The 26,202-nt window shown below is 69.1% G+C and carries 20 protein-coding genes and 3 pseudogenes; 12 read left to right on the top strand and 11 right to left on the bottom strand.

Annotated elements, in window-relative coordinates; genetic code table 11:
• Together ACFE77_RS11510 and gltX are read right to left on the bottom strand one after the other, a co-directional pair.
• Window positions 1-442 (bottom strand): citrate/2-methylcitrate synthase (locus ACFE77_RS11510; RefSeq protein WP_375421779.1); only part of this gene is annotated, 442 nt, incomplete at its 3' end.
• A 17-nt stretch (window positions 443-459) separates the two neighbouring features.
• Window positions 460-1,845, bottom strand: a complete 1,386-nt coding sequence (gene gltX / locus ACFE77_RS11505; RefSeq protein WP_375421778.1) for a glutamate--tRNA ligase — start codon at window positions 1,843-1,845, stop codon at window positions 460-462.
• Window positions 1,846-1,955: 110 nt separating this feature from the next.
• Here gltX and ACFE77_RS11500 point away from each other — a divergent pair.
• Window positions 1,956-4,020, top strand: a pseudogene (locus tag ACFE77_RS11500) (ComEC/Rec2 family competence protein); the annotation flags it as partial.
• Between the two features lie 25 nt (window positions 4,021-4,045).
• On the opposite strand, the gene lexA reads toward ACFE77_RS11500, so the two are convergent.
• The gene (lexA, locus tag ACFE77_RS11495) at window positions 4,046-4,729 is read right to left on the bottom strand and encodes a transcriptional repressor LexA (protein ID WP_375421777.1); all 684 of its coding nucleotides are present in this window, start codon (window positions 4,727-4,729) and stop codon (window positions 4,046-4,048) included.
• A gap of 55 nt (window positions 4,730-4,784) precedes the next feature.
• Entirely contained in the window at window positions 4,785-5,990 is a 1,206-nt protein-coding gene (glp, locus tag ACFE77_RS11490; protein WP_375421776.1) for a gephyrin-like molybdotransferase Glp, read from the bottom strand.
• Between the two features lie 355 nt (window positions 5,991-6,345).
• Here glp and ACFE77_RS11485 point away from each other — a divergent pair.
• Window positions 6,346-7,194: pseudogene (locus ACFE77_RS11485) on the top strand (SGNH/GDSL hydrolase family protein); the annotation flags it as partial.
• A 33-nt stretch (window positions 7,195-7,227) separates the two neighbouring features.
• Window positions 7,228-7,335, top strand: a pseudogene (locus ACFE77_RS11480) (PEPxxWA-CTERM sorting domain-containing protein); the annotation flags it as partial.
• A 39-nt stretch (window positions 7,336-7,374) separates the two neighbouring features.
• Here the strand turns inward: ACFE77_RS11480 and moaC are convergent.
• From moaC to ACFE77_RS11460, 4 genes are read right to left on the bottom strand one after another with little or no spacing between them, the layout of a single operon-like run.
• On the bottom strand, window positions 7,375-7,851 hold the full coding sequence (gene moaC, locus ACFE77_RS11475) for a cyclic pyranopterin monophosphate synthase MoaC (RefSeq protein WP_375421775.1): 477 nt from the start codon (window positions 7,849-7,851) through the stop codon (window positions 7,375-7,377).
• Window positions 7,848-8,624, bottom strand: coding sequence for an indole-3-glycerol phosphate synthase TrpC (gene trpC / locus ACFE77_RS11470; protein ID WP_375421774.1), 777 nt, complete (start codon window positions 8,622-8,624; stop codon window positions 7,848-7,850). Before trpC ends, moaC begins: the two co-directional genes overlap by 4 nt.
• Window positions 8,621-9,616, bottom strand: a complete 996-nt coding sequence (gene trpD / locus ACFE77_RS11465) for an anthranilate phosphoribosyltransferase (RefSeq protein WP_375421773.1) — start codon at window positions 9,614-9,616, stop codon at window positions 8,621-8,623. The genes trpC and trpD overlap by 4 nt, the downstream gene beginning before the upstream one ends.
• Window positions 9,613-10,209: an anthranilate synthase component II gene (locus ACFE77_RS11460; protein ID WP_375421772.1), complete on the bottom strand. Its 597-nt coding sequence runs from the start codon at window positions 10,207-10,209 to the stop codon at window positions 9,613-9,615. Before ACFE77_RS11460 ends, trpD begins: the two co-directional genes overlap by 4 nt.
• A 117-nt stretch (window positions 10,210-10,326) precedes the next feature.
• Here ACFE77_RS11460 and ACFE77_RS11455 point away from each other — a divergent pair, with 117 nt between their 5' ends.
• Window positions 10,327-10,746 (top strand): hypothetical protein, encoded by a 420-nt coding sequence (locus ACFE77_RS11455; protein ID WP_375421771.1) that lies wholly within the window; start codon window positions 10,327-10,329, stop codon window positions 10,744-10,746.
• Between the two features lie 38 nt (window positions 10,747-10,784).
• Here ACFE77_RS11455 and trpE read toward each other — a convergent pair whose 3' ends face one another.
• Both trpE and ACFE77_RS11445 read right to left on the bottom strand, forming a co-directional pair.
• A complete protein-coding gene (trpE, locus tag ACFE77_RS11450) occupies window positions 10,785-12,278 on the bottom strand; it encodes an anthranilate synthase component I (RefSeq protein WP_375421770.1) in 1,494 nt (497 codons plus the stop codon).
• Between the two features lie 7 nt (window positions 12,279-12,285).
• Window positions 12,286-14,247 carry a peptidylprolyl isomerase gene (locus ACFE77_RS11445; RefSeq protein WP_375421769.1) on the bottom strand — a complete coding sequence of 654 codons (1,962 nt, stop codon included), beginning with the start codon at window positions 14,245-14,247 and terminating at the stop codon, window positions 12,286-12,288.
• A 110-nt stretch (window positions 14,248-14,357) separates the two neighbouring features.
• Between ACFE77_RS11445 and tpiA the strand changes: the two genes are divergently transcribed.
• Complete coding sequence (tpiA, locus tag ACFE77_RS11440) at window positions 14,358-15,104, top strand: triose-phosphate isomerase (RefSeq protein ID WP_375421768.1); 747 nt, start codon at window positions 14,358-14,360, stop codon at window positions 15,102-15,104.
• Between the two features lie 123 nt (window positions 15,105-15,227).
• On the opposite strand, the gene ACFE77_RS11435 is transcribed toward tpiA, so the two are convergent.
• On the bottom strand, window positions 15,228-16,598 hold the full coding sequence (locus ACFE77_RS11435; protein ID WP_375421780.1) for a M17 family metallopeptidase: 1,371 nt from the start codon (window positions 16,596-16,598) through the stop codon (window positions 15,228-15,230).
• Between the two features lie 82 nt (window positions 16,599-16,680).
• Here ACFE77_RS11435 and ACFE77_RS11430 point away from each other — a divergent pair, with 82 nt between their 5' ends.
• The 7 genes from ACFE77_RS11430 to ACFE77_RS11400 all read left to right on the top strand — a co-directional run bounded on the left by ACFE77_RS11430 (window position 16,681) and on the right by ACFE77_RS11400 (window position 25,993).
• Window positions 16,681-18,837, top strand: a complete 2,157-nt coding sequence (locus ACFE77_RS11430) for a penicillin acylase family protein (protein WP_375421767.1) — start codon at window positions 16,681-16,683, stop codon at window positions 18,835-18,837.
• Window positions 18,838-18,861: 24 nt separating this feature from the next.
• Window positions 18,862-19,740 (top strand): glutathione-dependent disulfide-bond oxidoreductase, encoded by an 879-nt coding sequence (gene yghU / locus ACFE77_RS11425; protein WP_375421766.1) that lies wholly within the window; start codon window positions 18,862-18,864, stop codon window positions 19,738-19,740.
• Window positions 19,740-20,990, top strand: coding sequence for a molybdopterin-dependent oxidoreductase (locus tag ACFE77_RS11420; protein WP_375421765.1), 1,251 nt, complete (start codon window positions 19,740-19,742; stop codon window positions 20,988-20,990). The genes yghU and ACFE77_RS11420 overlap by 1 nt, the downstream gene beginning before the upstream one ends.
• 10 nt (window positions 20,991-21,000) lie before the next feature.
• On the top strand, window positions 21,001-21,420 hold the full coding sequence (locus tag ACFE77_RS11415; protein WP_375421764.1) for a hypothetical protein: 420 nt from the start codon (window positions 21,001-21,003) through the stop codon (window positions 21,418-21,420).
• Window positions 21,421-21,560: 140 nt separating this feature from the next.
• Window positions 21,561-23,096 (top strand): ArnT family glycosyltransferase, encoded by a 1,536-nt coding sequence (locus ACFE77_RS11410; RefSeq protein ID WP_375421763.1) that lies wholly within the window; start codon window positions 21,561-21,563, stop codon window positions 23,094-23,096.
• A gap of 211 nt (window positions 23,097-23,307) precedes the next feature.
• A complete protein-coding gene (locus ACFE77_RS11405; protein ID WP_375421762.1) occupies window positions 23,308-24,624 on the top strand; it encodes a gluconate:H+ symporter in 1,317 nt (438 codons plus the stop codon).
• A 100-nt stretch (window positions 24,625-24,724) separates the two neighbouring features.
• Window positions 24,725-25,993, top strand: coding sequence for a PQQ-dependent sugar dehydrogenase (locus ACFE77_RS11400; protein WP_375421761.1), 1,269 nt, complete (start codon window positions 24,725-24,727; stop codon window positions 25,991-25,993).
• The last annotated feature ends 209 nt before the right edge of the window (window positions 25,994-26,202 follow it).

The raw sequence follows: 26,202 nt of genomic DNA, 5'->3' as shown, positions 1-26,202 counted from the left end.
AGTCGTGATAGAAGGCGGACAGCGCGCCGACCACGCCGCACAGGACCGCCATCGGGTGCGCGTCGCGACGGAAGCCGCGATAGAATGTCGCGAGCTGTTCGTGCACCATGGTGTGGCGGCTGATCGTATAGGTGAAGGTGTCGAGTTCGTCCTGGTTCGGCAGCTCGCCGTTCAGCAGCAGGTGCGCGACCTCCATGAAGGTCGACTGTTCCGCCAGCTCGCCGATCGCATAGCCGCGGTGGAGCAGGACACCCTTGTCGCCATCGATATAGGTCAGCTTCGACTGGCAGCTCGCGGTCGAGGTGAAGCCCGGATCATAGGTGAAGGCGTCGGTCTGCGCGTACATCTTGCGGATGTCGACGACGTCCGGCCCGACCGAGCCGGACATGACCGGGTATTCGAAATCCTTACCGCCCAGGGAGAGTTTCGCGGCGTCGGTCATGTCAATCGTCCTTCCTGTCAGGCGGCCATGCGATCGGCGATCCGACCGAGGCTTTCCTCGCGCCCGAGCAGCACGAGGACATCGAAGATGCCGGGCGAGGTCTTGCGCCCGGTGAGTGCGGCGCGGAGCGGCTGTGCGACCTGCCCGAGCTTGAGGCCCCGTTCGTCCGCAACCTGCCGTACCGCAGCTTCTAGCGCTTCCGTATCCCAGTGGTGCACCGCGTCAAGCGCGGCGTGCGCAGCCGCCAGCGTCGTCGGTGCCTCGCCCGTCAACAACTCGGCGGCGGCAGGATCGATCCCCAGCGGGCGGGCCTGAAAAAGGAACGCCGCACCGCTCGCCAACTCGTTGAGATTGGCGGCGCGGGGCTTGAGCGACGGCATGGCGCGCTGCAGCAAAGCCAGCGACTCCGCGCCCTCGAAACCGCCGATGCCGGCGACCAGCGCGGCGAGCCGTGCGTCGTCGGCTTCGCGGATATAGTGGCCGTTGAGGTTCTCGAGCTTCTTGAGATCGAAACGCGACGGCGACTTGCCGACGCCGCCGAGATCGAACCATTCGACCGCCTGCGCGCGGCTGATGATCTCGTCGTCGCCATGACCCCAGCCGAGGCGGAGGAGATAATTGTCCATCGCTTCAGGGAGGATGCCGAGTTCGTCGCGATACGCCTCGATCCCGACGGCGCCGTGGCGCTTCGACAGCTTGGCGCCGTCGGTGCCGTGGATCAGCGGGATGTGCGCGTAGATCGGTTCGGGCCAGTCCATCGCCTTGATGATCGGCAGCTGGCGAAACGCGTTGTTGAGATGGTCGTCGCCGCGGATGACGTGGGTCACGCCCATGTCGTGGTCGTCGACCACCACCGCGAGCATATAGGTCGGCGTGCCGTCCGAGCGCAGCAGGATCAGGTCGTCTAGCTCGGCGTTTTGCACCGTGACGCTGCCCTGGACGCGGTCCTCGATTGTCGTCGCGCCCTCCAGCGGTGCCTTCAGCCGGACCACATAGGGTGCATCGGCGACCGCTGTCGCGGGATCGCGGTCGCGCCAGGGGCTGCGGATGCGGAGCGGCTTCTTGGCAGCTTCGGCCTCGGCGCGCATCGCCGCAATCTCTTCGGCCGTCATGTAGCAGCGATAGGCGTGGCCGCGGTCGATCATCTCGTGCGCGACCGCAGCGTGGCGGGCGGCGCGTTCGAACTGGAACACCGGCGGCTCGTCCGACTCGAGCGCGAGCCACGCCATGCCGTCGAGGATCGCGTCGATCGCGGGCTGGGTGGAGCGCTTGCGGTCGGTGTCCTCAATCCGCAACAGGAACTTGCCGCCATGATGCCGCGCGAACAGCCAGTTGAACAAGGCGGTGCGGGCGCCCCCGAGATGGAGGTAACCGGTCGGCGATGGCGCGAACCGGGTGACCACGGTGTCCGACCTAGGGCGAATACCTACGTCGCTATCATTCGTTGCGCCCAACCGGACGTGCTCCCAATGTTCGATTCATGTTGGCCGAAACAGCCGTCGAGGCCCCTAGCATGCACCCCGGGCGGGGACAAACCGCGTGGGGGCATGCGCGGGCGGCGGTCGAGCGGCTGCTGGAGGCGGAGCGCGAGCAGTTGCCGCTATGGATCCCGGTCGCGATCGGGGGCGGCGTGGCCTGTTGGTTCGTGCTGCCTGATGCACGGGCCTGGGCGGCGGCGGGGAGCGGCTTCGCTGCCCTGGGGCTTGCCGGTGTGGCGGCGACCGGTGCAGGCCGAGCGGCGCGCGTCATGGCGGTGGCGGCCTTGTGTGCGGCGATCGGGTTGGGGCTGATCTGGTGGCGTGCAGAGCGGGTCGCGGCGCCGGTGCTGGCCGGGCCGACGATCGCGGCGTTTTCGGCGCGCGTCGAGCAGGTGGAGCCGCTGGCGGCGCGCGATCTGGTACGGTTGACGGTGGCGCCGGTCGGGAGCCCCGAGCTGCCCCGGCGCGTGCGGGTCAATCTGGCGGAGGGCGACGTGCCCGTGGGCGCCGTGCGGGGCGCGACGATCCGGTTGCGGGCGCGCTTGATGCCGCCGCCGCAGCCGGCGGTGCCCGGCGCTTATGATTTCGCGCGGGTAGCGTGGTTCGGGGGGATCGGCGCCACGGGGCGCGGCTTCGCGCCGGTCGTCATGGAGCGCGGCGGCGAGGCGGGCGGGGGGCCGCGGGCAGCGCTCACCGCGCACATCACCGGGCGGCTCGACGGCAGCATCGGCGGGATCGCGTCGGCGCTGGCGACCGGCGACGAAGGCGCGATCGAGGAGGCGGATGCCGAGGCGATGCGGCGGGCCGGGCTCGCGCACCTGCTGTCGGTAAGCGGGCTGCACATCACGGCGGTGGTGGCGGCGACGATGGTGCTGGTCGCGCGGCTGCTGGCGTTGAGCCCGTGGCTGGCGCTGCATGCGCGAATCCCCTTAATCGGCGCGCTGGCGGGGGCGGGCGCGGCGATCGGCTATACCCTGCTGACCGGGAGCGAGGTGCCGACGATCCGGTCCTGCGTGGCGGCGCTGCTGGTGCTCGTCGCGCTCGCGCTGGGGCGGGAGGCGATGACGCTGCGGCTCGTGGCGGTCGGCGCGACGGTGGTGCTGCTCGCCTGGCCCGAGGCGGTGGCGGGGCCGAGCTTTCAGCTATCGTTCGCCGCGATCACCGCGATCGTCGCGATCCACGACCAGCCGCCGGTCCGCGCATTCTTTGAGCCGCACGAGGAGAACCTGGGGCGGCGGGTGGCGAGAGGGTTGGGAGCGCTGTTGCTGACGGGCGTCGCGGTCGAGATCGCGCTGATGCCGATCGCGGTCTACCATTTCCACAAGGCGGGCATCTATGGCGCGGCGGCGAACATCGTCGCGATCCCGCTGACCACGTTCGTGATCATGCCGCTGGAGGCGGCGGCGCTGCTGTTCGATTCTGTAGGGATCGGAGTGCCGTTGTGGTGGCTGGCGGGGCAGGCGATCGCCTTGCTGCTGTGGCTGGCGCACGCCGTCGCCGCTGCGCCGGGATCGGTCGCGGCGCTGCCCGCGATGCCCGACGGCGCGTTCGCGGCGATGGTGATCGGCGGGCTTTGGCTGGCGCTGTGGCGGACTCGCTGGCGTCGGCTCGGGTTGATCCCGCTGGCGGTGGGCGCGGCCTGGGCGATCGTGACGCCACCGCCGGATGTGCTCGTAACCGGCGATGGCCGACATGTCGCGGTGCGCACGCATGCCGGGCTGGCGATCCTGCGCGATCGTGCGGGCGACTATACGCGGTCGACGCTTGCGGAGAATGGTGGCGTCGACGGCGAACCGCTGCTGCTGGCGGACCAGCCGGACGCCCGGTGCAGCCGCGACCTGTGCCTGGTCGATCTTGACGCGGCGGGCCGCCAATGGCGGATCCTGGCGCTGCGCAGCGGCTATCCCGTGCCGCGTACTGAACTGCTCGCGGCGTCGCACCGCCGACATCGTGATCAGCGAAGGCGGCCTGCCGCGCCGTTGCATCCCGCGCTGGCTGCGGCTCGACCGGGCGATGCTACGCGGGACCGGCGGGATCGCGCTGACGCTCGCGTCGGGCCGGTCGATCACCGTCCTGAGCGAGACCGACCGCCATCCGTGGCGTCATCCGCCGGTGCTGAAGCGTGTCAGTCGTAGCGGCGCAGTATACCCGAGAGCTTACCCTGGACGCGGACGTGCGCGGGGGGATAGCGCTGGGGATCATAGGCGCGATTGGCGGGATCGAGCCGGATCATCGCGCCCTCGCGACGGAAATATTTGAGCGTCGCTTCGCTGTCCTCGATCAGCGCGACGACGATCTCGCCGTCACGCGCGGTCTCGGTACGGCGGATCAGCGCGTAATCGCCGTCGAGGATCCCGGCCTCGACCATCGAGTCGCCCGAAACCTCGAGCGCGTAATGTTCGCCGTTGCCGAGCAGCGCGGCGGGAACCGCTAGCATCGCGCTGCCCTCGAATGCCTCGATCGGCACGCCGGCCGCGATCCGGCCGTGAAGCGGAATCTCGACTACGTCGTTCGCGGGCTGCGGGACGGCGCGCACGTTGGCCGGCGGCGTCGTCGCAGCGGGGGCGGGCTTCGCGCGGGCGACTTTTTCGGGGCGCTCGGGCATCCGCAGCACTTCCAGCGCGCGGGCGCGGTTGGGAAGGCGACGGATGAAGTTGCGTTCCTCCAGCGCGGAGATCAGCCGGTGAACCCCGGACTTCGACTTGAGGTCGAGCGCCTCCTTCATCTCCTCGAACGACGGCGAAATGCCGGTCTCGTCGAGGCGATCGTTGATGAAGCAGACGAGTTCGTGCTGCTTGCGCGTGAGCATGACAATTCTCCGTCCAGAACAGACGCAGAACTTCTATGGAACATATCGATCGTCGTCAAGCGATGACGAGGATTTCCGCCGAGTCGCCTGCCGAGGCCGGCGGGGCGTCCGCCTCGCGGACGATCAGGCAGGTCGAACGCGCCAATGTCAGCAGCATCGAACTGTCCTGGATCGTCGAGGCATAGGCGCGCCCTTCGCGGATCTCCGCTCGCAGATAATCGGTGCGCGGACCGTTCGCGGCGAGGTCCTCCCCCAGTAGCGCGTGGCTGGTGGGCGGCAAGGGATCGGTGGCGCCGGCCAGATGCGCGATCAACGGGCGCACGAACAGTGTCGCGGTGACGAAGGCCGAAACCGGATTGCCCGGCAAGCCAAGGACCATCGCCTCGCCCAACCGCCCCGCCATCATCGGCTTGCCGGGACGGAGCGCGATCCGCCAGAAGTCGATCACGCCGCCTGCGGCTTCGAGCGCGGGGCGGACCAGGTCGTGATCGCCGACCGACGCGCCGCCCGTGGTGACGAGCAGATCGACGTCGACTGTCGCGAACGCGGTGGTCAGTGTCGCGAGGTCGTCGGCAAGGATCCCAAGGCGGATGATCTCGACCGGGAGATCGGCCAGCATCGCTGCGAGCATCGCGGAATTGCCTTCGGGCAGGGAGAGCGGGTCGAGCGGCGCGCCAGGGGGCACCAGCTCGTTGCCGGTAGCGGCGATCGCGACACGGATGCGGCGATGGACCGGAAGCTCCGCCACGCCGCCGGTGATCGCGACCGCGATGCGCGCGGGGGTGATCCGATCGCCCGTGCGGATGAGGCGGTCGCCTTCGCCGAAGTCGAGCCCGCGACGGCGCACGTTGCCGCCGCGGCGGGTCGGGCCCTCGCCGTCGAGGATGAGGCGGGTGCCGTCGCGGCGTGCCTCCTCCTGCACCATCACCGCGTCGGCGCCGACCGGTAGTGCTGCGCCGGTGAAGATGCGGACAGCCTCTCCCGGGGCGATCGTACCGGCGTAGGGCTGCCCGGCCGCGCTTTCGCCGATCACATGCCACGGGCCGGGCAGGTCGTCGTAGCGGATTGCATAGCCGTCCATCGCCGACAGGTCCGCCGCGGGCTGGGTCCGCCGCGCGTGGACGTCGGCGCTGGCCCAACGGCCGCCGGCGTCGCTGATCGGGAGCGACTCGGTGCCGACGCGGGAGGCGGCGGCGAAGAGGCGTTGCTGCGCTTCCGCGACGGGGACGAGCGGGGCGGTTGTGTTGCTGGGGCTGGGCATGTGCTTCTCTGGCATGAACGGTTCGGCTCGGGCGGTCTACGAACGACGATCAGGTTCGTGTCCGGAATGTAGGGCGTTCGCGAAGCGCGGATCGAACATCCATGCAGGCCGTGTCCGCGCGCAGGCGGGGACGCAGGGTCAAGCAAAACAAACGTCTGAGTCTATCGGAACCCGGGACTCCCGCCTTCGCGGGAGAACAGGAACGGGGCGCAGAAGTCTCGCCTTTGCCGGAGCGCAGAGGAGCGGTCCTTCGACGCGCGAGATTACCGCACATGGTACACCAACGACTCATTTACTTCTTTTCAAGCGAAGTGTTACGATCCGTTTACCATAAAAATAGACGAGGATAGGGTCGATGAACTGGAAGATGACGCTGGGCTTGTGCCTGGCGAGTGCCGCCGCGAGCGTGCCGGCGACCGTGGAGGCCGCGCCGAATTACAGCTCGCTGACGGTATTTGGCGACAGTCTGGTCGATGCCGGCAACATTCGTGCGCTGGGTTTGGGGGCGAATCCGGCGCAAGGCTATTTCGAAGGCCGCTTCACCAACGGCTACGACTATACCGATCTGCTCAGCATCGACCTGTTCGGAACGCCAACCCGCGCGTCATCGCTGGGCGGCACCAACTTCGCCTTCGGTGGCGCACGCGCGACGAGCACGTCGCAAGTGCCCGACCTGCTCGAACAACTCGTCGCCTATGACAACTATCTCAGCAGCGGCGGGAAGGTCGATCCGAATGGGCTGTTCGTGCTGAACTTCGGCGGCAACGACGTCTTCGCCACGCTTGCTGCGGGCGCGCCGGCCGGGTTCGAAAGCGACAGCGCTTTCCTGAAGTCGGCGGCGACGACCTATGCCGGCGGGGTTGCCAGGCTGAATCAGCTCGGCGCGCGCAACATCCTGATCACCGGCTTCCCGGTCGCGACCGGGGCGGGGTTGGCGGCATCGTTCGAGGCCGAGACGTACCTGACCGAGGCGCTTTCGGGGCAGAACCTGACGAGTGACACGACGCTGTTCCGCTTCAGCTATCTCGATTTCTTCGGGCGATTGCAGGCCGACCCGAGCGCGTTTGGCCTGCCCGAGCCGCTGATCCTGCCCGACGCCACTCGACCCGATCGTGGCACCTGTCGCGGCGCCAATGCCTTTCCGGCCTGTACCGGCTATTTTTCGTTCGACGGCACTCATCCGACCGCGGCGGTGCAGAAGGCGTTGTACAACGACATCAACCGGCAATTCGCGCTGGCGGTGCCGGAGCCCGCGACCTGGGCGATGATGATCCTCGGCTTCGCGCTGATCGGCGGGGCGGTGCGCGGTGCGCGGCGTCCGTCGGTCCGGGTGGCGTTCGCCTGAGGGTGGAGGACCGGCTCTCCACCTGGGGAGCCGGTCACCTCACGATGCGGGGGCGGTCCAGTCTCCGGATTTGCCGCCCGATTTGGCGAGCAGCCGGACCTCGCTGATGACCATCGCCTTGTCGATCGCCTTGGCCATATCGTAGATCGTCAGCAGCGTCACCGACACCGCGGTCAGGGCCTCCATCTCGACCCCGGTCTTGCCGTCGGTCTTGGCGGTCGCGGTGGCGACGATCCCGGTCTTGTCGAAGGCGAGGTCGACAGCGACGCGGCTGAGCGGCAGCGGGTGGCAGAGCGGGATCAACTCGCTGGTACGCTTCGCCGCCATGATCCCCGCGATCCGCGCGACCGCGACGACATCGCCCTTCGTCGCGGCGCCGTCCCGGATCGCGGTCAGGGCTTCGAGCGTCATCGTGATCCGCCCGGTGGCGATCGCCTCGCGCGCGGTCGGCTGCTTGGCGCCGACATCGACCATGTGCGCGGCGCCGGCGTCGTCGAGATGGGTGAGGCGGGTCATCCGATCAGGCTGCGCGTCGCCGCCTCGACATCGTCCTGGCGCATCAGCGATTCGCCGACCAGGAAGCAATGCACGCCCTGTGCGGCCATCTTGTCGAGATCGTCGCGGGTGGTGAGCCCGCTTTCGGCGACGAAGGTGCAGTCCTTGGGCGCCTTGCGGATCAGGTCGTAGGTGCGCTGGAAATCCACGGTGAAATCGCGAAGGTCGCGGTTGTTGACCCCGATCAGCCGCGATTTCAGCTTCAGCGCGCGATCGAGCTCGGCCTCGTCATGCACCTCGATCAAGGCATCCATGCCGCATTCCAGCGCCGCGGCCTCGATCTCCTTCATCTGCGCGTCGTCGAGCGCGGCGACGATGATGAGGATCGCGTCGGCGCCGATCGAGCGCGATTCGGTGATCTGCCAGGGATCGACCATGAAGTCCTTGCGCAGCACCGGGATCGCTACCGCATCGCGCGCGGCCGTGAGGTAGTCGTCCGCACCCTGAAACCATTGTTCGTCGGTCAGCACCGACAGGCACGCCGCGCCGCCGGCTTCGTAGGCACGGGCATGCGCGGGCGGATCGAAGTCGGCGCGGATCAGGCCCTTTGACGGGCTGGCCTTCTTGATCTCGGCGATCAGGGCGTGGCCCTGACGCGCGTCGAGTGCGGCGCGGAAGCCGCGCGGTTTGCTGCGCGCGGCGATGCCCGCGTCCAGATCGGCGAGCGAAGTCGTCGCCTTGCGCGCGGCGACTTCGGCGCGCTTGGTTTCCATGATCCGGGCGAGCACGTTCATCGGTAGGCGATCCAGCGATCGAGGAGGTCGGCCGCGCGGCGATCGTCGATCGCGGCGGCGGCGGCTTGGGCGGCAATGCGAAGGTCGGTCTGCGCGCCGGCAACGACCAACGCCGCTGCGGCGTTGAGGAGTACCGCGTCGCGGTAGCCGTCGTGCGCGCCATCGAGCAGCGCACGGAGTGCCGCGGCGTTGTAGGCGGGATCACCGCCGCGGATCGCCGCGATCGGGTGCCGCGGCAGGCCCGCGTCCTCGGGGGTGATCTGCGCGGGAAGCGGCACTGCGCCCACCGTGACCGCGATGCTCGGACCTGCGCCCGACAGTTCGTCGAGTCCCTCTTCGCCGGACACGACCAAGGCGGCGACGGTGCCGAGCCGTTCGAGCGCCTCGGCATAGAGGCTCGCATAATCGGGACGAGCGATGCCGATCAGCTGGCGGCTTACGCCCGCGGGGTTGGCGAGGGGGCCCATCAGGTTGAAGATGGTGCGCTTGCCGATCCGCTGCCGGATCGGCGTGATCCGACGCATCGCGGGGTGGTGATTGGCCGCGAACAGGAAGGCGATGCCGAGATCGCGCAGGCTCGCCTCTGCGGTGGCGCCGGCGATCGCCATGTCGAGCCCGAGCGCCTCAAGCGTGTCGGCGGCGCCAGCCTTCGACGATGCCGCGCGGTTGCCGTGCTTGGCGACGGGTGTGCCGCAGGCTGCCACCACAAGCGCTACCGCGGTCGAGACGTTGAGGGTGTGGTGACCGTCGCCGCCGGTGCCGCAGACGTCGATCGCGCCCGCGGGCGCGTCGATCGGGATCATTCGCGCGCGCAGCGCCCGCGCGGCTTCGGCGATCTCGATCGAAGTCTCGCCGCGCTCCGACAGCCCGGTCAGGAAGCCGGCGATCGCCTCCTCGCTCGCACGGCCGTCGAGGATGTCGCAGAACGCGAGCGCGGCGGACTCGCGCGACAGCGGGGTCTCGGTGCCCGGCAGCAGGGCGAGCGTGGTCACGCGGCAACGCCGTTGGGTTCGCGCGTCGAGATGCCGGCGGCGCGCAGGAAGTTGGCAAGCATCGCATGGCCGTGTTCGGTGGCGATGCTCTCGGGGTGGAACTGCACGCCGTGGATCGGCAACGTCGCGTGGCGGAAGCCCATGACGATGCCGTCCTCGGTCCGCGCGTTTACCAGCAGCGGTGCGGCGACGTCGTTGACGATCAGCGAGTGATAGCGGGTCGCGGTGAAGGGCGAGGGCAGGTCGGCGAACACGCCGGTGCCGTCATGGACCAAGGCCGAGGTCTTGCCGTGCATCAGGCCGCCGCGTTCGACTTTGCCGCCGAAATGCTGCCCGATGGCCTGATGGCCGAGGCACACGCCAAGCAGCGGCCGGCCGGCATCGGCACAGGCGGCGACGAGATCCAGCGATACCCCCGCTTCGGTCGGGGTGCAGGGGCCGGGCGAGATCAGGAAGGCCTCGGCCCCCGACGACAGCGCCTGTCCCGCGGAGATCGCATCGTTGCGGACGACCTCGACCTCGACGCCCAGTTCCATCAGGTAATGGACCAGGTTCCAAGTGAAGCTGTCGTAATTGTCGATGACCAGGATCATCGCAGCGCCATAGCCGATGGCGGGTCCGGCGCAACGCCTGTTACCGGCGACGCGCGCGTCGTTCAGCGTGGAGCCATGCGCGATGCCGGACGTTTGGTCTCATCTAAGGAGATCATGATGTTTCGTCCGCTGCTGATCGCTGTGCTCATCGCCCTGCCTGGTGTCGCGCCGGCGCAGAGCCAGGCCCCGGTGCAGGCGGAAAGCGGCGCCGCGCCGCAGCGGATCCGCAGCGTGACGCTGAAGGCAGGGGAGAAATGTCCCGCAAGCACCGACAGTGACATCGTGGTCTGTTCGACGCTGGACCAGCCCTATCGGATCCCCAAGCAATTCCGCGACGATGCGCCGATCAAGGCACAGAACCAGAGCTGGGTGAACCGGACCACGACGATGGACCAGGTGGGGCGCGTCGCGGGCGGATTGCCCGACACATGCTCGCCCGTCGGGACCGGTGGGCAGAGCGGTTGCGCGCTTGCGACGAACAAGGCTTGGGCGGCGGAGCGCCGTGCGCAGCAAGGCGCGGCGACAAGAGTGCCGTGAACTCCTATGCTCCCCCTGACGGGGCGGAGTTTAGCTCGTTATTGCCCGAACTTCCCTGCGCTCGCCCGCTGTACCGCTTCGCGCGCAGCCGCCAGGATTGCGCCGGCCTTAGCCTCGCACTCGCGCTGTTCGGAGGCGGGGTCGCTATCGGCGACGATGCCGGCGCCCGCCTGGACGTGAATCGTGCCGTCCTTCACCACCGCGGTGCGGAGCACGATGCACGAATCCATCGACCCGTCGGGCGAGAAATAGCCGACCCCGCCGGCATAGGCGCCGCGGCGTTCGGATTCGAGTTCGGCGATGATCTGGCAGGCGCGCACCTTGGGGGCGCCGCTCACCGTGCCGGCGGGAAAGCCCGCGAATAGCGCGTCCAGCGCGTCGTGGGTGGGGGATAGCTCGCCGACCACGTTGGAAACGATGTGCATGACGTGGCTGTACAGTTCGACGCCGTAGCTGTCGGTGACCTGGACGCTGCCCGGCGCGGCGGCGCGGCCGACATCGTTGCGGCCGAGATCGAGCAGCATCAGATGTTCGGCGCGTTCCTTGGGATCGGCGAGGAGGCTCTCGCGGTTGGCGTCGTCCTCCGCCGCGGTGTGGCCGCGGGGGCGGGTGCCTGCGATCGGGCGGATCGTGATGCGGCCGTCGCGGACCCGGACCAGGATTTCGGGGCTCGATCCGATCAGCGCGAAGCCGGGGAGGTCGAGGTGGTAGAGGAAGGGGGAGGGATTAATTCGGCGAAGCGAGCGGTAGAGTTCGAAGGGCGGGAGCGCGAAGGGCGCGCTGAACCGCTGCGCGAGCACCACCTGGAAAATGTCGCCCGCGAGGATGTAGTCCTTTGCGGTGGCGACCATCTCGCCATAGCGACCGGCGGGTAGAGCCGGGGTGTATTCGGTGGCGGTCGCGAGTGCGCTGACCGGTGCCGGCACCGGCGTTCCCGCGAGGCGGGCCGCGACGGTGTCGAGTCGCTCCTCGGCGGCGGCGACCTGCGCAGCGGGATCGGCGCCCTCGGTCGGCCAGACCGGCGCGACCAAATAAAGCGCGTCGGCGAGACGGTCGAAGACGAGGATCGTGGTCGGCCGGACGAAGATCATGTCGGGAAGCGCGAGCGGATCCGCCGCGGGCTGGGGCAGGGTCTCGACCAGGCCGACCGTCTCGTACCCGAAATAGCCGACCAGACAGGAGAGCGCACGCGGCAGGCCGGCCGGAACATCCCCGCGGCACTCGGCGACCAGTGCCCGGAGCGCGGCAAGCGTCGGCTGCGTGGCGGGTACGAACGCGTCTCGATCGTACATCCAGTCGCGATTGACCTCGGCTTGCGCGCCCTGCGCGCGGAAGACGAGGTCGGGGGCAAGGCCGATCAGGCTGTGGCGCCCGCGGGTCGATCCACCCTCGACCGATTCGAGCAGGAAATCGCCGCGGCCGGGCTCGATCAGCTTCAGCGCCGCGGCCACCGGCGTCTCGGTGTCCGCGACCTGGCAGCGCCAGACGAAGCCGGGCTTACCGGCCGCGAGGGCCGCCTGCGCGTCGCTCATCGCCGCGTCAGTTGGCCGGCGCCGCAGCGCCGGTCAGTTCGCCGCGAACCCGCGAGAGCGCGGCGGGATCAGTCTTTACGCCGACCTGGGTGCGGACCGCGCGCGCGAACTGCTCGGCATATTCGCGACCGACCAGGCGGGCGATGCTGCCGCGTGCGCCGTTGACGATCTGCGGCTGGTTAGCGGCGTTGCCGCGATCGATGCGGTCGAGCTTGACGATCGCCCAGCCCGCCTCGCCCGGCGTCGCGCCGCGTGACTCGATCGTCTTGGCGGTGCCCTGCGCCATCGAGAACATCAGTGCTAGCGGGGGGGGCGCGCCCTCGCGGTTCTGGGTGAGGTCCAGACGCGACGCGCCGAGCGGCCGCGGCGCGGGCAGGGGAACGCCCGCCTGAGCGATCGCCTGCGCGAGCGGAGTGCCGCGATTGACCTTGGCGACGATGGTGTTGGCGAGCAGGCGTGCCGCGCTGCGCGCGCGGTCGCCGGCGAAGTCGCGCGCGACCGCGTCACGGACCTGCGCCAGCGGGCGCGGCGCGGCGGGGACGATGCGGCCGAGCGCGACGAGCGCGAAGCTGCCGTCGGTGCCGGTCTGAACCAGCTGTGGCGCGTCGCCCTCCTGGCTCTGGAAGCCCGCCGTCACGATCTGCGACAGGGCGGGATCGAGCTTGAACGCCGGGTTCTCGGGGTCGGTGCCCGCGGCGATCAGCGCGGGCGTGGTCGCCGCGCTGAGCTTCTGGTCGGCGACGAGTTCGTCGAAGGTCGCACTGGTCGCGAGCGCGCTGTCGATCGAATCGTGCAGCGCGCTGAGCGCCTCCGCGCGCTTGCGGGTGGTAAGAGCGGCGACGATTTCGCCACGCGCCTGCGCCAGCGACTTGCCCGCGACCTGCTCGATCGCGCCGACCTGCGCGACCGTCCAGCCGAGCGGACCGCGCACGGGGCCGACCACCGCACCGCGCGCGGCGGCGAAGACGCTGTCGGCGATTGCGGCGGAGGTGGTGCCGGCATAGGTCGCCTTGTCGACCGACGTCTGCGTCGATGCCTCGAGCCCCGCGGCCCGTGCGGCGTCGGCGACGCTGGTGCCGGCCTTCACCCGCGCGGCGATCGCGTTGGCGCCGGCTTGGTCGAGGACGACGACCTGGTTGATGGTGCGCTTCTCGGCGGCAGCGTATTTGGCGGCGTCGGTCTTGTAGGCCTGCGCGATCTCGGCATCGGTCGGCACCGCCTTAGCGGCGACCATCGCGGGGGTGACCAGCGCATAGCGCATCACGCGCCGCTGCGGCACGGTGTAGCGCGCGATGTTGCGGCGGTAGAAGGTGTCGAGTTCGGCAGCGGTCGGCGCGGCGCCGGCGCCCATCGCCGCGATCGGCACGAAGCCGATCTGCCCGGCGCGTTTTTCGAGCAGCAGCGAGGCATAGGGCAATGCCAGTTGCAGCGGCACCTGCGAGGCGCCGACCGTCGGCAGCGTCAGCTGGCTGCTGAGCACGTCGCGCTCGATATCGGTACGGACCTGAGCGTCGGTCAGCCGGCGCTGGGCGAGGAGCCGCTGGTAGATCGCGGGATCGAACTTGCCGGTCGGACCCTGGAGCCCGGGGATGCTCGCGATCTCGCCGTCCACCGCGCGCTTGCTGACGAACATGCCCTGGTCGCGACCGAACTGCGCAAGCGCCAGGCTGTTGATCATCTGATCGAGCACGCCTTCGAACCCGCCCTGCGCGATGAACTGGGTGATGTCGATCGTCGGCTGTTGCTGGCGGATGCCCTCCAGCGCGCCGCTCACCCGGGACTTGAAGTCGATCGCGGTGACCGATTCCTTGCCGACCTTGGCGACGCTGTTGCTGCTCACGCTGCCGGTGCTGTTCTGCAAGCCGGTGACGTCGCCCGCCGCGAACGCCAGCGCGATCACGCCGAGCACGACGAAGGTGACGACCACGCCGGCCTTGGAATTGATGATCCGGCGGAAGAAGGTGAGCATGACTGGCCGATCGCAGGGACGAGGAAAGGCGCTGCTTTAGGGGGAGGGCGGCTTGCCATCAAGCGTGGCGCGCTGCATCGCCGTCGGCAAGAAACAGGTGGGGGATGGCGATGGCGCGGCGCAAGCTGGTAGCGGGCAATTGGAAGATGAACGGGGACCGGGCGAGCCTAGCCGAGCTCGATGCGATCGCAGCGGCAGCCGGCGCGGCGCCGCAGGTCGATGTTGGCGTAGCGGTGCCCTTCACGCTGATCGCCGCGGCGGCGGAGCGGGTTCCAACCCTCGCGATCGGTGCCGAGGATGTGCACGAGGCGGACAGCGGCGCGCACACCGGCTGCGTGTCCGCGGCGATGGTGCGCGAGGCGGGCGCGCGGTTCGCGATCGTCGGGCATAGCGAGCGTCGCGCCGACCAGCACGAGACGAGCCACGATGCCTGGGCGAAGGCCGCCGCCGCGCACCGTGCGGGGCTGTTGGTGATCCTGTGCTGCGGCGAGACCGAGGCGGAGCGCAACGCCGATCGCGCCGAGCGCATCGTCCAGGCGCAGATCGAGAAGTCGGTGCCCGACGATGCCGATGGTAGCTGGCTGACGCTCGCCTACGAACCGCGCTGGGCGATCGGGACCGGGCGCACGCCAACCCCCGACGACATCGCCGCGATCCACGCGATCGCGCGCGCCAAGCTGCGGATGCTGATCGGCGACCGCGCGGACGGGATCCGGATCCTGTACGGTGGATCGGTGACCGGCGCGAACGCGGCATCGATCCTGGCGCTGGAGAATGTCGACGGCGCGCTGGTCGGGGGTGCGAGCCTGACCGCGGCGAAGTTCGTGCCGATCATCGAGGGCGCGGCTGGGTTGTAGGGTCGGAGCGGTTTACCAGCTCGTGTTCCTGCGAACGCAGGAACCAGGGTTACGTTGGGCGACGGCCGTGGCCCTGGGCTCCTGCGTTCGCAGGAGCACGGTGGAGCTTTCGCGATGTTGCGATCAGCCGCCGTAGCGCGCCTTCAGCACGGCGTAGGTCGCCCGTAGGGCGTAGGCGTCGCCGCCCGTGGCGCGGCCGGGCTTGGCGGTGGGGCGCCAGGCGAAGACGTCCATGTGCGCCCATGACATACCGGCGGGCACGAAGCGGCGTAGGAACAAGGCGGCGGTGATCGCGCCGGCGAAGCCGCCGTCGGGGGCGTTGACGAGATCGGCGATGTCGGACTTGAGCATGTCGTCATAGCCGTCCCAGAGCGGCATGCGCCACAGCGGGTCCTCCGCCGCGACTCCGGCGGCGAGCAGTTCTTCGGCGAGCGCGTCGTCGTCGGTGAAGAGCGGTGGGAGATCGGGGCCGAGCGCGACGCGGGCGGCGCCGGTCAGCGTCGCGAAGTCGAGGACCAGCGACGGATCGCCTTCCGCCGCCTTCGCGAGCGCATCGCCGAGGATCAGCCGGCCCTCGGCGTCGGTGTTGGTGTTCTCGACGGTCAGGCCGAGCCGGCTCGGCAGCACGTCGCCAGGGCGGAAGGCGTTGCCGGCGATGGCGTTTTCGACGGCGGGGATCAGCACGTGGAGCCGGACCCGCAGCCGCGCGGCCATCACCAGCCCGGCGAGCGCGAGCGCGTGCGCGGCGCCGCCCATGTCCTTCTTCATCAGCCGCATGCCCGACGACGGCTTGATGTCGAGCCCACCGGTGTCGAACGATACGCCCTTGCCGACGATCGCGACACGCGGGTGCGCGGGGTCGCCCCATTCCAGCTCGATCAGCCGCGGGGCACGCTCGCGGCTCGCGGCCTGGCCGACGATGTGGATCATCGGATAGCCTTGCGCGAGAGCGTCGCCGCGCGTGGTGGTGACGGTGCCGCCGTGGCGTTTCGCCAGCGCCTCGGCCTCGGCCTCTAGTTCGGCGGGGCCGAGGTCGCCCGCGCCGGTGTTGACGAGGTCGCGGACCGACGCGGTTGCGGCGGCGAGGCGAACGGTTTCGTCGATCGCGGCGGCGTCGGCGGTGAGCAGGACGCGCGCGCCCACCTCGTCGGGCTCGCGGTAACGGTCGAACCGGTATTGGCCGAGCAGCCAGCCGAGCGCGCCGCGCTCCGCCCCCGGCGCGCGGTAGCTGCCCTCGGGCAGGCGATCCGCGAGGGTCGCGAGGCACCACGGCGAGGCGTCGTCCCCGATCGCCGCGACCACGCTCCAGCCGTCGGCCGTGGCGATGATCGCGTGGGTCCCCGGCTTGGCGGTGAAGCGCTGGCCGGCAAGGGCGGCGCGGGTCGATGCGGGTTGCCGGGCGAGCCAGCCGTCCAGCGTGTCGGCGGTGACGATCTCGATCGTGCGGGCGGGTTGGCCGCGATCGGGCAGGAGCAGCGAGGCGTAATCTTGCATCGACCGGGTGAAACAGAAACTGTCATGCGGCGCAACAACCGCCGCCTTGTCGCGACCGCGGACGACCTCTAGCCTTGCGCGCATGGCTATCCACCGGGCTCCGCTTTTCATCCTCGTCGCCTTGGCGACGCCTGCGATCGCCGCGCCCGATACGAAGCGCGACGTCACGATCGTGCGTGACGATCACGGCATCGCGCACGTCACCGGCAAGACCGATGCGGATGCGGTGTTCGGCGCGATCTATGCGCAGGCGGAGGATGATTTCCCGCGTATCGAGGACAACTACCTCACCGCGCTCGGCCGCACCGCCGAGGCGGAAGGGGAAAGCATGATCTGGCAGGATCTGCGGCAGCGGCTGTTCGTCGATCCCGCGGTGCTGCAGGCGCAGTATCGCGCCAGCCCGGCGTGGCTGCGCACGCTGATGACGGCGTGGGCGGACGGGCTGAACCATTATCTTGCGACGCATCCGGCGGTGAAGCCACGGGTGCTGACCCGGTTCGAGCCCTGGATGGCCCTGTCGTTCACCGAGGGCAGCATCGGCGGCGACATCGAGCGGATTTCGCTGACCGAGCTTGCGGCCTTTTACGGCAACGCCAGGGTAGCGCCGACGGCGGTGGAGCTCGGCATGGTGCCGCAGGAGCCGCGCGGGTCGAACGGCATCGCGATCGCGCCCGCCAACACCGCCGATGGCCGAACCTTGCTGCTGATCAACCCGCATACGAGCTTCTACTTTCGCAGCGAGGTGCAGATGCGCAGCGGCGAAGGGCTCAACGCTTATGGCGCGTCGACCTGGGGGCAGTTCTTCGTCTACCAAGGGTTCAATCCGCTGATCGGGTGGATGCACACGTCGTCGGGAGTCGATGCGGTCGACGAGTTCGCCGAGACGATCGTGTCCAAGCGGAACGCGCAGCTTGGTTATCGCTATGGCAGCGCGCTGCGGCCGGTAACCCAGCGGCCGGTGACGATCGCCTATCGTACCCCGGACGGCCGGCTGGCGACCCGCTCGTTTGGGATTCTGCATACGCATCACGGGCCGATCGTCGCGGCGCGGGGCGATCGCTGGATCGCGACCGCGCTGATGTGGCGGCCGGTCGCCGCGCTGGAGCAGAGCTGGCTCAGGACCAAGGCGAAGGACGTCGCGTCGTTCGTGAAGGTGTCGGCGCGGCAGGCGAATTCGTCCAACGCGACGATCCTCGCCGATGCGGCGGGCAGGATCGCCTATCTGCATCCGCAGTTCGTGCCGCGTCGCGACGACCGCTTCGACTATACGCATGCGGTCGACGGCGCGGATCCGGCGACCGACTGGCACGGGCTGCATTCGCTTGCGAGCCTGCCGCAGGCGGTGGCGCCACGGTCGGGCTATGTGGTCAACACCAACAACTGGCCGTGGACCGCAGCGGGTGCGAACAGCCCGCGCGCCGCGGATTTCCCGCGCTACATGGATGGCGCGGGGCAGAATGCGCGCGGCGTGCATGCCGAGCTGCTGCTGAAGGATCGGCATGACTTCACCGCCGAACGGCTGATGACGGCGGCGTATGACAGCTATCTGCCGGCCTTTGCGGTGTTGATCCCGCAGCTTGTGGCGGCACATGCCGCGCTGCCCGAGGCCGACCCGCGGCGCGGCGCGCTGGCCGCGCCGATCGCGTTGCTGAAGGGGTGGGATTACCGCTGGTCGGCAACGTCAACGCCGACGGCGCTGGCGGTAGTCTGGGGCGATGCGCTGTGGCGGCAAGTCGGTCCGGCGGCGCGGGCGGCGGGGCTCAACGTGCCCGATTACATCGCGACGCGGGTGAGCGCCGAGGCCAAGCTCGCGGCACTGGCGGAAGTGGTGGCGACGTTGCGCCGCGACTTCGGCGGCTGGCGGGTTCCGTGGGGCGAGATCAACCGGTTCCAACGGCTCGACGGCGCGATCGAGCCGCATTTCGATGACCGCCGGCCGAGCACGCCGGTGCCCTTCACCTCGGCGCAATGGGGCTCGCTGGCGTCGTTCGGCGCGAAGCCCTATCCGAACACGCGACGCTATTACGGCACCAGCGGCAACAGCTTCGTCGCGGTGGTGTCGTTCGGCCCGACGCCGCGGGCTTGGGCGGTTATGGCGGGAGGCCAGAGCGGCGATCCGGGCTCGTCGCATTTCGCGGACCAGATCGATCGCTATGCGGGCGGCAAGCTGCGCCCCATCTACCTGACGCCGGCCGATCTCGCCGGGCATGTCGAACGCACCTATCGGCCCGGCGAATAGCCCCGCCCAACCGGAAAGCACATCATGACCGACCAAGCAGAGTATGTTCCGCCGAGCGTTTGGACCTGGAACAAGGAAAGCGGCGGACGCTTCGCGGCGATCAACCGGCCGATCGCGGGCGCGACTCACGACAAGGAACTGCCGGTCGGCAAGCACCCGCTGCAGCTCTACTCGCTCGCGACGCCCAATGGGGTCAAGGTGACGGTGATGCTGGAGGAACTGCTCGCGCTCGGTCACACGGGGGCCGAGTACGACGCGTGGCTGATCCGGATCAACGAAGGCGACCAATTCGGCAGCGGGTTCGTCGCGATCAATCCCAATTCAAAGATTCCGGCGCTGCTCGACCGCAGCGGCGACCCCGCGGTGCGGGTGTTCGAGTCGGGCGCGATCCTGATGTACCTTGCCGAAAAGTTCGGCGTCCTGTTGCCGACCGAAGCTGCGGCGCGGGCGGAGTGCCTGTCGTGGCTGTTCTGGCAGATGGGCAGCGCCCCCTATCTCGGCGGCGGGTTCGGCCATTTCTACGCGTACGCCCCGACGAAGATCGAGTACGCGATCGACCGGTTCGCGATGGAGGCCAAGCGCCAGCTCGACGTGCTCGACCGGCGGCTGGCGGAGAGCGAGTATCTCGGCGGCGCCGACTATACGATCGCCGATATCGCGGTGTGGCCCTGGTATGGCGGCATGGCCAAGGGGTTGCTGTACGAGGCGGGCGAGTTTCTCCAGGTGCAGGACTATAAGCATGTCCAGCGCTGGGCCGACGCGATCGGCGCGCGGCCGGCGGTGCAGCGCGGGCGGATGGTCAACCGGGTGATGGGCGATCCCGCGAGCCAGCTGCGCGAGCGCCACGATGCGGGCGACTTCCTCACGCGGACCGAGGACAAGCTCAACCCGGCGGCGGACTGATGGATCGGTTGGACAGGGCGCTCGCGATCGCGACGGACCGCCGGCGCGTGCTTGCGGGGTTGGGCTTCGGCGGGCTGGGGCTCGGCGGCGCGACGCTCGCGGCGCCGGCGCTGGCGGAGCAACTCGCGCGGCTGGGCTTCCTTGGTGCGCGCGACGAGCGACCGTTGACGACTGCGTTTCCGGGCAAGGGCAGCATGATCCTGCAGCGCGCGACGCCGCCGCTGCTCGAAACGCCGATGGCGGTGTTCGACCGGGACGTGTTCACGCCTAACGACCAGTTCTTCGTGCGCTGGCATTACGCCGATATCCCGACCGCGATCGATGTCGAGAAGTTCCGGCTGAAGATCCGCGGCGCGGTCGGTCGGCCGTTGTCGCTGTCGCTCGCGCGATTGCTGCGGATGCCGCGGATCGAGCTGGCGGCGGTGAACCAGTGTTCGGGCAATTCGCGCGGCTTCTTCGCGCCGCGGGTGCCCGGCGCGCAATGGGGGCACGGCGCGATGGGCAATGCGCGGTGGATGGGGGTGCGGTTGCGCGACCTGCTCGATCTCGCCGGGGTTCGCGCGGGAGCGACCGCGGTGCGGTTCGCCGGGCTCGATCGACCGGCGACGCCGGGAGCGCCCGACTTCGCCAAGACGCTGGCGATCGATCATGCGCGCGACGGCGAGGTGATGCTGGCGTTCGCGATGAACGGCGAACAGCTGCCGCTGCTCAACGGCTTTCCGATCAGGCTGGTCGTGCCCGGCTGGTATTCGACCTATTGGGTCAAGATGCTCGACGACATCGAGGTGCTGACCGGCGCGGACGAGCAATATTGGATGGCGAAGGCGTACAAGATCCCAACCGCGCCGCGTGCGAACGTCGCGCCCGGCACCAAGGATTTCCCGAGCGTGCCGATCAACCGAATGGTTCCACGCAGCTGGGTGACGAGCCTGGCGCCGGGGCAGACGATCGGCTTCACCCCGACGATCCCGATCGGCGGCATCGCGATGGGCGGCGACCACGGGGCCGCGCGGGTCGAGGTATCGGCGGATGGCGGGCGGCGCTGGCAGCGCGCGGTGCTCGGGCCCGATCGCGGGCGCTATGGCTTCAGGCGCTGGGATGCGGAGGTGCCGCTGCGTGGACGCGGGCGGGCGACCCTGCTGTCGCGATGCTGGAACAGCGCAGGGGTCGCGCAGCCGACGGTGGCCAACTGGAACCCGAGCGGCTTCATGCGCGGCGTGATCGAAGCCACCGACATCGTGATCGCGTGAGGGGATCGACATGAAGAGCTTCAGCCTCGGCGCCTTGTGCGTGGTCGTCATCGGCGGCGCGGCGGTGATGCTGACCGCGATCGGAACGCCCGACCACCGGGTTCCGCCACCGCCACCTGCGCGAGCTGCGGCATCGCCGAGCAGCGTGGCGGGCGGCGGGTTCGCACTGGTGTCGACCGCCGTGGCGATGCCGATCGACGAGGCGCGGTTCGCGGGCGGCGCCGCTGCGGACGCGATCAACGCGAACTGCACCGCGTGCCATTCGACCAGCATGGTGCTCAACCAGCCGCCGCTGACCGCGGCGCAATGGCAGGCCACGATCACCAAGATGCGCGAGGTCTACCACGCCGACATCGAGGACCGCGACGTGCCCGCGATCCTCGGCTATCTGACCGCGATCGATCCAGCGCCGAAGGTCGCTTCGCGGTAGCGGGGGGTGTCGCCGGTCTGACTCGGGGTAGGTGTCATCACATGACGTGGTTAGCGAAATGGTAAGATTTGCCGCTCACCACGGGGAGGATGGCTGCGCTCTCGCTTTTCGGCTCCCATAGCCGCGCCCCTGCAGCAACTGTGGTTCGGCGGGACGTGGTGGTCGCGGCGTTGCTCGTCGTTTTGGCGGCGGCATTTCTGTTCGTCGATCGCGCGACGATGCCGATCAGGTTGTGGGACGAATCGCGCAACATCGTCAACGCGCTGGAGATGCAGCGCGACGGTCTCGGCCTGGTCACCACCTATGGCGGCGCACCGGATCTGTGGAACAGCAAGCCACCGCTGCTGATCTGGCTGATGGTGGCGAGCGTCGATTCATTCGGCCCCTCGCTCTGGGCGTTGCGTTTGCCGAGCATGATCGCGGGGCTGGGTACGATCCTGCTGGTGTTCGGGTTGGTGCGCCGGGGGTCCGGTTCGCTCTCGGCCGCTGGCCTGAGCGCGGTGCTAATGGTGGCGAGCCCGGCCTATTTCGGCGAACATAGTACGCGCACCGCGGACTATGACGCACTGCTGCTGTTCTTCGTCACCGCCTATCTTTTCCTGCTGTTCCTTGCGCTCCATCGGCCCCGCCCGAGCTGGCGAATATTCGCCGTTGCAGGGGTGGCGATCGGCTGTGCGTCTTTAACCAAGAGCGTCGCCGCGCTGGTTCCCGGGGTTGGGCTCGCGCTGTACGCGATCGTCAGCGGACGCTGGCGGCGGGTGCTGCGGTCGCCGGGCTACGCGTTGACCGCAGCGGCGGTGGCGGCAATGGTCGTCGGGTTCGTGGTGCTGCGCGAGGTTCAGTCGCCGGGGTATCTCGCTGCGATCTGGGCGAACGATCTGGGTGGTCGGTTCGCGACATCGCTGGTCTCGCCCAAGCCGTGGACCTATTATCTGGGGCTGCTGCACGCGGGCTATTTCGCCGCCACGCCGCTGCTGGTGCTGGCGCCCCTGGCCTGGATCTTCGCGACGGATCGCCAGCGAATGGTGCTGACCTTCTCGCTCTGCATCGTCGTTGGCGTGCTGGTCGTTTTCTCCTTCGCTGCATCCAAGCTCGATCATTACATCCTGACGGCTGTGCCGTTCATGGCGATCGCCGCCGCGATCACGATCCATGTCGCGCTCGATCGAGCCCGGGCCGTGCTCGCGCGCGACGGGCGCCACGCCGGGCTGGCGGCGACGGTGCTTCTACTGACCGCGGGCGTCCCATTGCTGATGGGTGGAGCGGGGGCGATCGCGCGCCGCTATTATTACCCGCCGATCGACGAAGGCGCCGAGGCGGGCCGTTACGGCGCGCTGTTCGACGCGATCGCAACGAGCGCCGGTCGGCCGATCATGGTGGTCGATCCCGGCTTCGTTTCGGAGGGAAGGCCGCACTATGCGCCGACCCTGGCGGCCTATCGCGCGCTGTGGCAGGCACGCGGCGTCGGGATCGCGCATCGGTACGCGCTGGACATGCCGGTCTCCACCTCGCCGATCCTGCTCGCGAGCTGTTCGTCGTCCGTGGCTATCGATCTGCTGCGTGTTGGGAGGGACGAAGCCGGCGTGGAAGGTTGCGCGGCGGTCGCTGTAGCAAGGGGCTCAGCAGCGCTCGGACGTCGCCGATCGGCTTTGCAGCGGCTGGCATCGGGCTCGTAGATCCGTAGAGCTGACAGCTGTCCGGCGCGGCGCCGGGCATTGCGTCCTCATGATGATCCGTGCCATCGCTGGCGACTGGTGCTGGAGATTCCGTGAGCGCGCATCCTTTTCACGTCGATCGTTTCTCGACCTTTTCGTTCGGCGGTGGCGTGAGGTGCGATACATCGGACGCGGCGCGTGACGCGGTCGCGGCGACCCGGAGTTTCCTGTCATGACGATCGTCGCGGTCCTGTTCTCGGTCGGCCTTCTGATCGCGCTGATCTCGGTGGCGAAGCTGCATCCCTTCGTCGCGTTCCTGCTCGCGGCGCTGGCGGCGGCACTGCTGCTCGGCCAACCGCTCGACACCATCGCCGGATCGATCACCAAGGGCATCGGCGATATGCTGGGCTCGCTCACCGCGATCCTCTGCCTGGGTGCGATGTTCGGCCGGATCATCGCGGACAGCGGCGCGGCGAAGCAGATCGCGGACACGCTGATCGGCGCGGTCGGACGCGGATCGATCACGCTCGCGCTGGCGGCGACAGGGTTCATCGTCGGTGTGCCGTTATTCTACAATGTCGGCTTCGTGCTGATGGTGCCGCTGATCCTTTCGGTGGCGGCGCGATCGGGCCTGCCCACCGTCTATCTTGCGATCCCGATGCTGTCGGGGCTGTCGATCGCGCACGGCTTCCTGCCGCCGCATCCCTCCCCGACCGCGCTGGTCGGGTTGTTCAAGGCCGATATCGGCTGGACGCTGATCTACGGCGCGATCGTCGGCGTGCCGACGCTGCTGATCGCGGGGCCGTTGTTCGCGCGCAGCCTGCGGGGGATGACCGCGCGACCGCAGCCCGCCGCACGGGCCGACGTCGATGCACCGCCGGTCGACCCGCCCGACGCGGGGGCGAGCTTCGCGGTGGCGCTGCTGCCGGTCGTGCTGCTGGCAGGAACGACGGCGCTGCTGGCGATGTCGGGCCTATCGGACGCGGCCAAGGGCTGGATCGCGTTCGGCGGCAACCCGGTCGTGGTGATGCTGGTGTCGCTGCTGGTCGCGATGCTGGTGCTGGGGGTGATGCGCGGCATGCCGCTCGCACAAGTGTCCGGCGGCAGCGCGGAGGCGGTGAAGGACATCGCCGGCATCCTGCTGATCGTGGCGGGTGCGGGGGCATTAAAGCAGGTGTTCGTCGATGGCGGTGCCGATGCGGCGCTCGCGGGCTGGCTGGGCGGGCTCAGCCTGCCGCCGCTGGTGCTGGGCTGGGGCCTGGCGATGGTCATCCGCATCGCGCTCGGCTCCGCGACGATCGCCGGACTGACCGCTGCGGGGATCGTCCAGCCGCTGGTCGCGGCGGGTGGTGTCGACCCCAATCTGATGGTGCTGGCGATCGGGGCGGGCAGCCTGATGTGCAGCCACGTAAATGATTCGGGCTTCTGGATGTTCAAGGAATATTTCGGTCTGACGCTGCGTGAGACGTTCCGGTCATGGTCCGTTATGGAGACGCTGGTCGGCATTTTCGGACTGATCTTCACGCTGCTCTTGAGCGTGCTGATTTGAGCGAGCGTTGCGTGCCGGCCCGTCGGTTCGTCCGGGCACCGCTGAGACGTCTTCGATCGAGCGCTGGCTCTTCACTCATCCACAAGCATCAGGATAGCCGATGATCCGCAACTGCCTCTTCTCGTTGGCCGCGGCCGCATCGCTGGCGGGCTGTGGTGGAAAAGACATCGCCACCCAGCCGTCCGCGAAGAAGTCCGCCGCCGAGCCCGCCAATTTCGGCGATCGCAAGCCGTCCGGCGCGAAGCCCTTCAATGTCGCCGCGATCGCCAGCTTCGAGGATCCATGGGCGCTCGCGTTCCTGCCGGACCGTCGCATGCTCGTCACGGAAAAGGCGGGGAAGCTTTGGCTGGTCACACCCGGCGGTGGCAAGACGCCGGTGAGCGGAGTGCCGGCGGTGCATGAGGACGGGCAGGGCGGCCTGTTGTTCGTCGCTACCTCCCCTGCATTCGCGACGGATCGACGGATCTACTTCACCTATGCCGAACCGGGCGAGGGCGGCGACGGTCTGGCGCTTGCCCGTGCGACGCTCGACGTAACGGCGGCCAAGCCCACGCTCGCCGATGTCGAGGTGATCTGGCGACAATTGCCGCGCGGTGCGGGCGGGCAGTTCGGCGGCTACATCGCCTTCGCCCCCGACGGGCGCCACCTGTTCCTGACCGCCGGCGACCGCATGCGGATGACCCCCGCGCAGGATCCCGATCAGGCGGTCGGCAAGATCCTACGCCTGACGCTCGACGGCAAGCCGGCCCCGGGCAACCCTGGTGCGGGGAAGGTCGGCGCAGCGACCATCGGCGTCATCGACCCGCCCGAGAATACCGGAGCCGCCGCCGGCGCGCCGAAACGACAGGTGACGCTGACCGCCCCCAATCTAGCGCCTGCGGAGATATGGAGCAGCGGCCACCGCAACCAATATGGCCTCGCCTTCGACGCGCAGGGACGGCTGTGGGAAACCGAGATGGGACCGAAGGGCGGCGACGAGCTGAACCTGATCGAGCCGGGCAAGAATTATGGCTGGCCGCTGGTGAGCTACGGGTCGAACTATGACGATATGCCGATCCCGAGACCGGAGACCCGCCCCGAGTTCGCCAAGCCTGCCTTGTACTGGAACCCGGTGATCGCGCCTGCCGGCTTAGCCTTCTACAATGGCAACATGTTTCCGGAATGGCGCGGATCCGCACTGATCGGCGCGCTCGCTGCGACCGCGCTGGTGAGAGTCGCCTTCGACGGCGTCGAGGCGCAGGAAGCCGAGCGCTGGGACATGGGCAACCGCATCCGCACGGTGATGGCGGCGCCCGACGGCGCAGTGTGGCTGCTGGAGGACGGGTCGGGTGGCCGCCTGCTGCGGCTGACGTCGAAGCGGGCGGGCTGATGCGGTCGCCGCATCGGGTCGCCTGATTGGATGGGGAGCCGTCGGAGGATGGACCTCCGACGGCGATCGATCGGCTTATCTGGATTTCTGGTAAAGCTTGTTCGCAATCTCGAACATCTCCTCGGGCGCGTAATCTGGCGTGAAGGCGCAGGGCACGCCCGCCAGCTGGGCGATCTTGCCGCCGTCGGGAATGCCGTCGACGACCTCGA

The organism is uncultured Sphingomonas sp. (genome assembly GCF_964243315.1).
In the GTDB taxonomy this organism is placed as follows: domain Bacteria; phylum Pseudomonadota; class Alphaproteobacteria; order Sphingomonadales; family Sphingomonadaceae; genus Sphingomonas.
This window is presented reverse-complemented; position numbering and strand designations above follow the sequence as displayed.

Coding starts and splice junctions, on each gene's coding strand:
- lexA (WP_375421777.1), bottom strand. CDS start 4,729: ATGCTCACGCGCAAGCAGCACGAACTCGTCTGCTTCATCAACGATCGC.
- glp (WP_375421776.1), bottom strand. CDS start 5,990: ATGCCCAGCCCCAGCAACACAACCGCCCCGCTCGTCCCCGTCGCGGAA.
- moaC (WP_375421775.1), bottom strand. CDS start 7,851: ATGACCCGCCTCACCCATCTCGACGACGCCGGCGCCGCGCACATGGTC.
- trpC (WP_375421774.1), bottom strand. CDS start 8,624: ATGAACGTGCTCGCCCGGATCATGGAAACCAAGCGCGCCGAAGTCGCC.
- ACFE77_RS11460 (WP_375421772.1), bottom strand. CDS start 10,209: ATGATCCTGGTCATCGACAATTACGACAGCTTCACTTGGAACCTGGTC.
- ACFE77_RS11455 (WP_375421771.1), top strand. CDS start 10,327: ATGTTTCGTCCGCTGCTGATCGCTGTGCTCATCGCCCTGCCTGGTGTC.
- trpE (WP_375421770.1), bottom strand. CDS start 12,278: ATGAGCGACGCGCAGGCGGCCCTCGCGGCCGGTAAGCCCGGCTTCGTC.
- ACFE77_RS11445 (WP_375421769.1), bottom strand. CDS start 14,247: ATGCTCACCTTCTTCCGCCGGATCATCAATTCCAAGGCCGGCGTGGTC.
- tpiA (WP_375421768.1), top strand. CDS start 14,358: ATGGCGCGGCGCAAGCTGGTAGCGGGCAATTGGAAGATGAACGGGGAC.
- ACFE77_RS11435 (WP_375421780.1), bottom strand. CDS start 16,598: ATGCAAGATTACGCCTCGCTGCTCCTGCCCGATCGCGGCCAACCCGCC.
- ACFE77_RS11430 (WP_375421767.1), top strand. CDS start 16,681: ATGGCTATCCACCGGGCTCCGCTTTTCATCCTCGTCGCCTTGGCGACG.
- yghU (WP_375421766.1), top strand. CDS start 18,862: ATGACCGACCAAGCAGAGTATGTTCCGCCGAGCGTTTGGACCTGGAAC.
- ACFE77_RS11420 (WP_375421765.1), top strand. CDS start 19,740: ATGGATCGGTTGGACAGGGCGCTCGCGATCGCGACGGACCGCCGGCGC.
- ACFE77_RS11415 (WP_375421764.1), top strand. CDS start 21,001: ATGAAGAGCTTCAGCCTCGGCGCCTTGTGCGTGGTCGTCATCGGCGGC.
- ACFE77_RS11405 (WP_375421762.1), top strand. CDS start 23,308: ATGACGATCGTCGCGGTCCTGTTCTCGGTCGGCCTTCTGATCGCGCTG.
- ACFE77_RS11400 (WP_375421761.1), top strand. CDS start 24,725: ATGATCCGCAACTGCCTCTTCTCGTTGGCCGCGGCCGCATCGCTGGCG.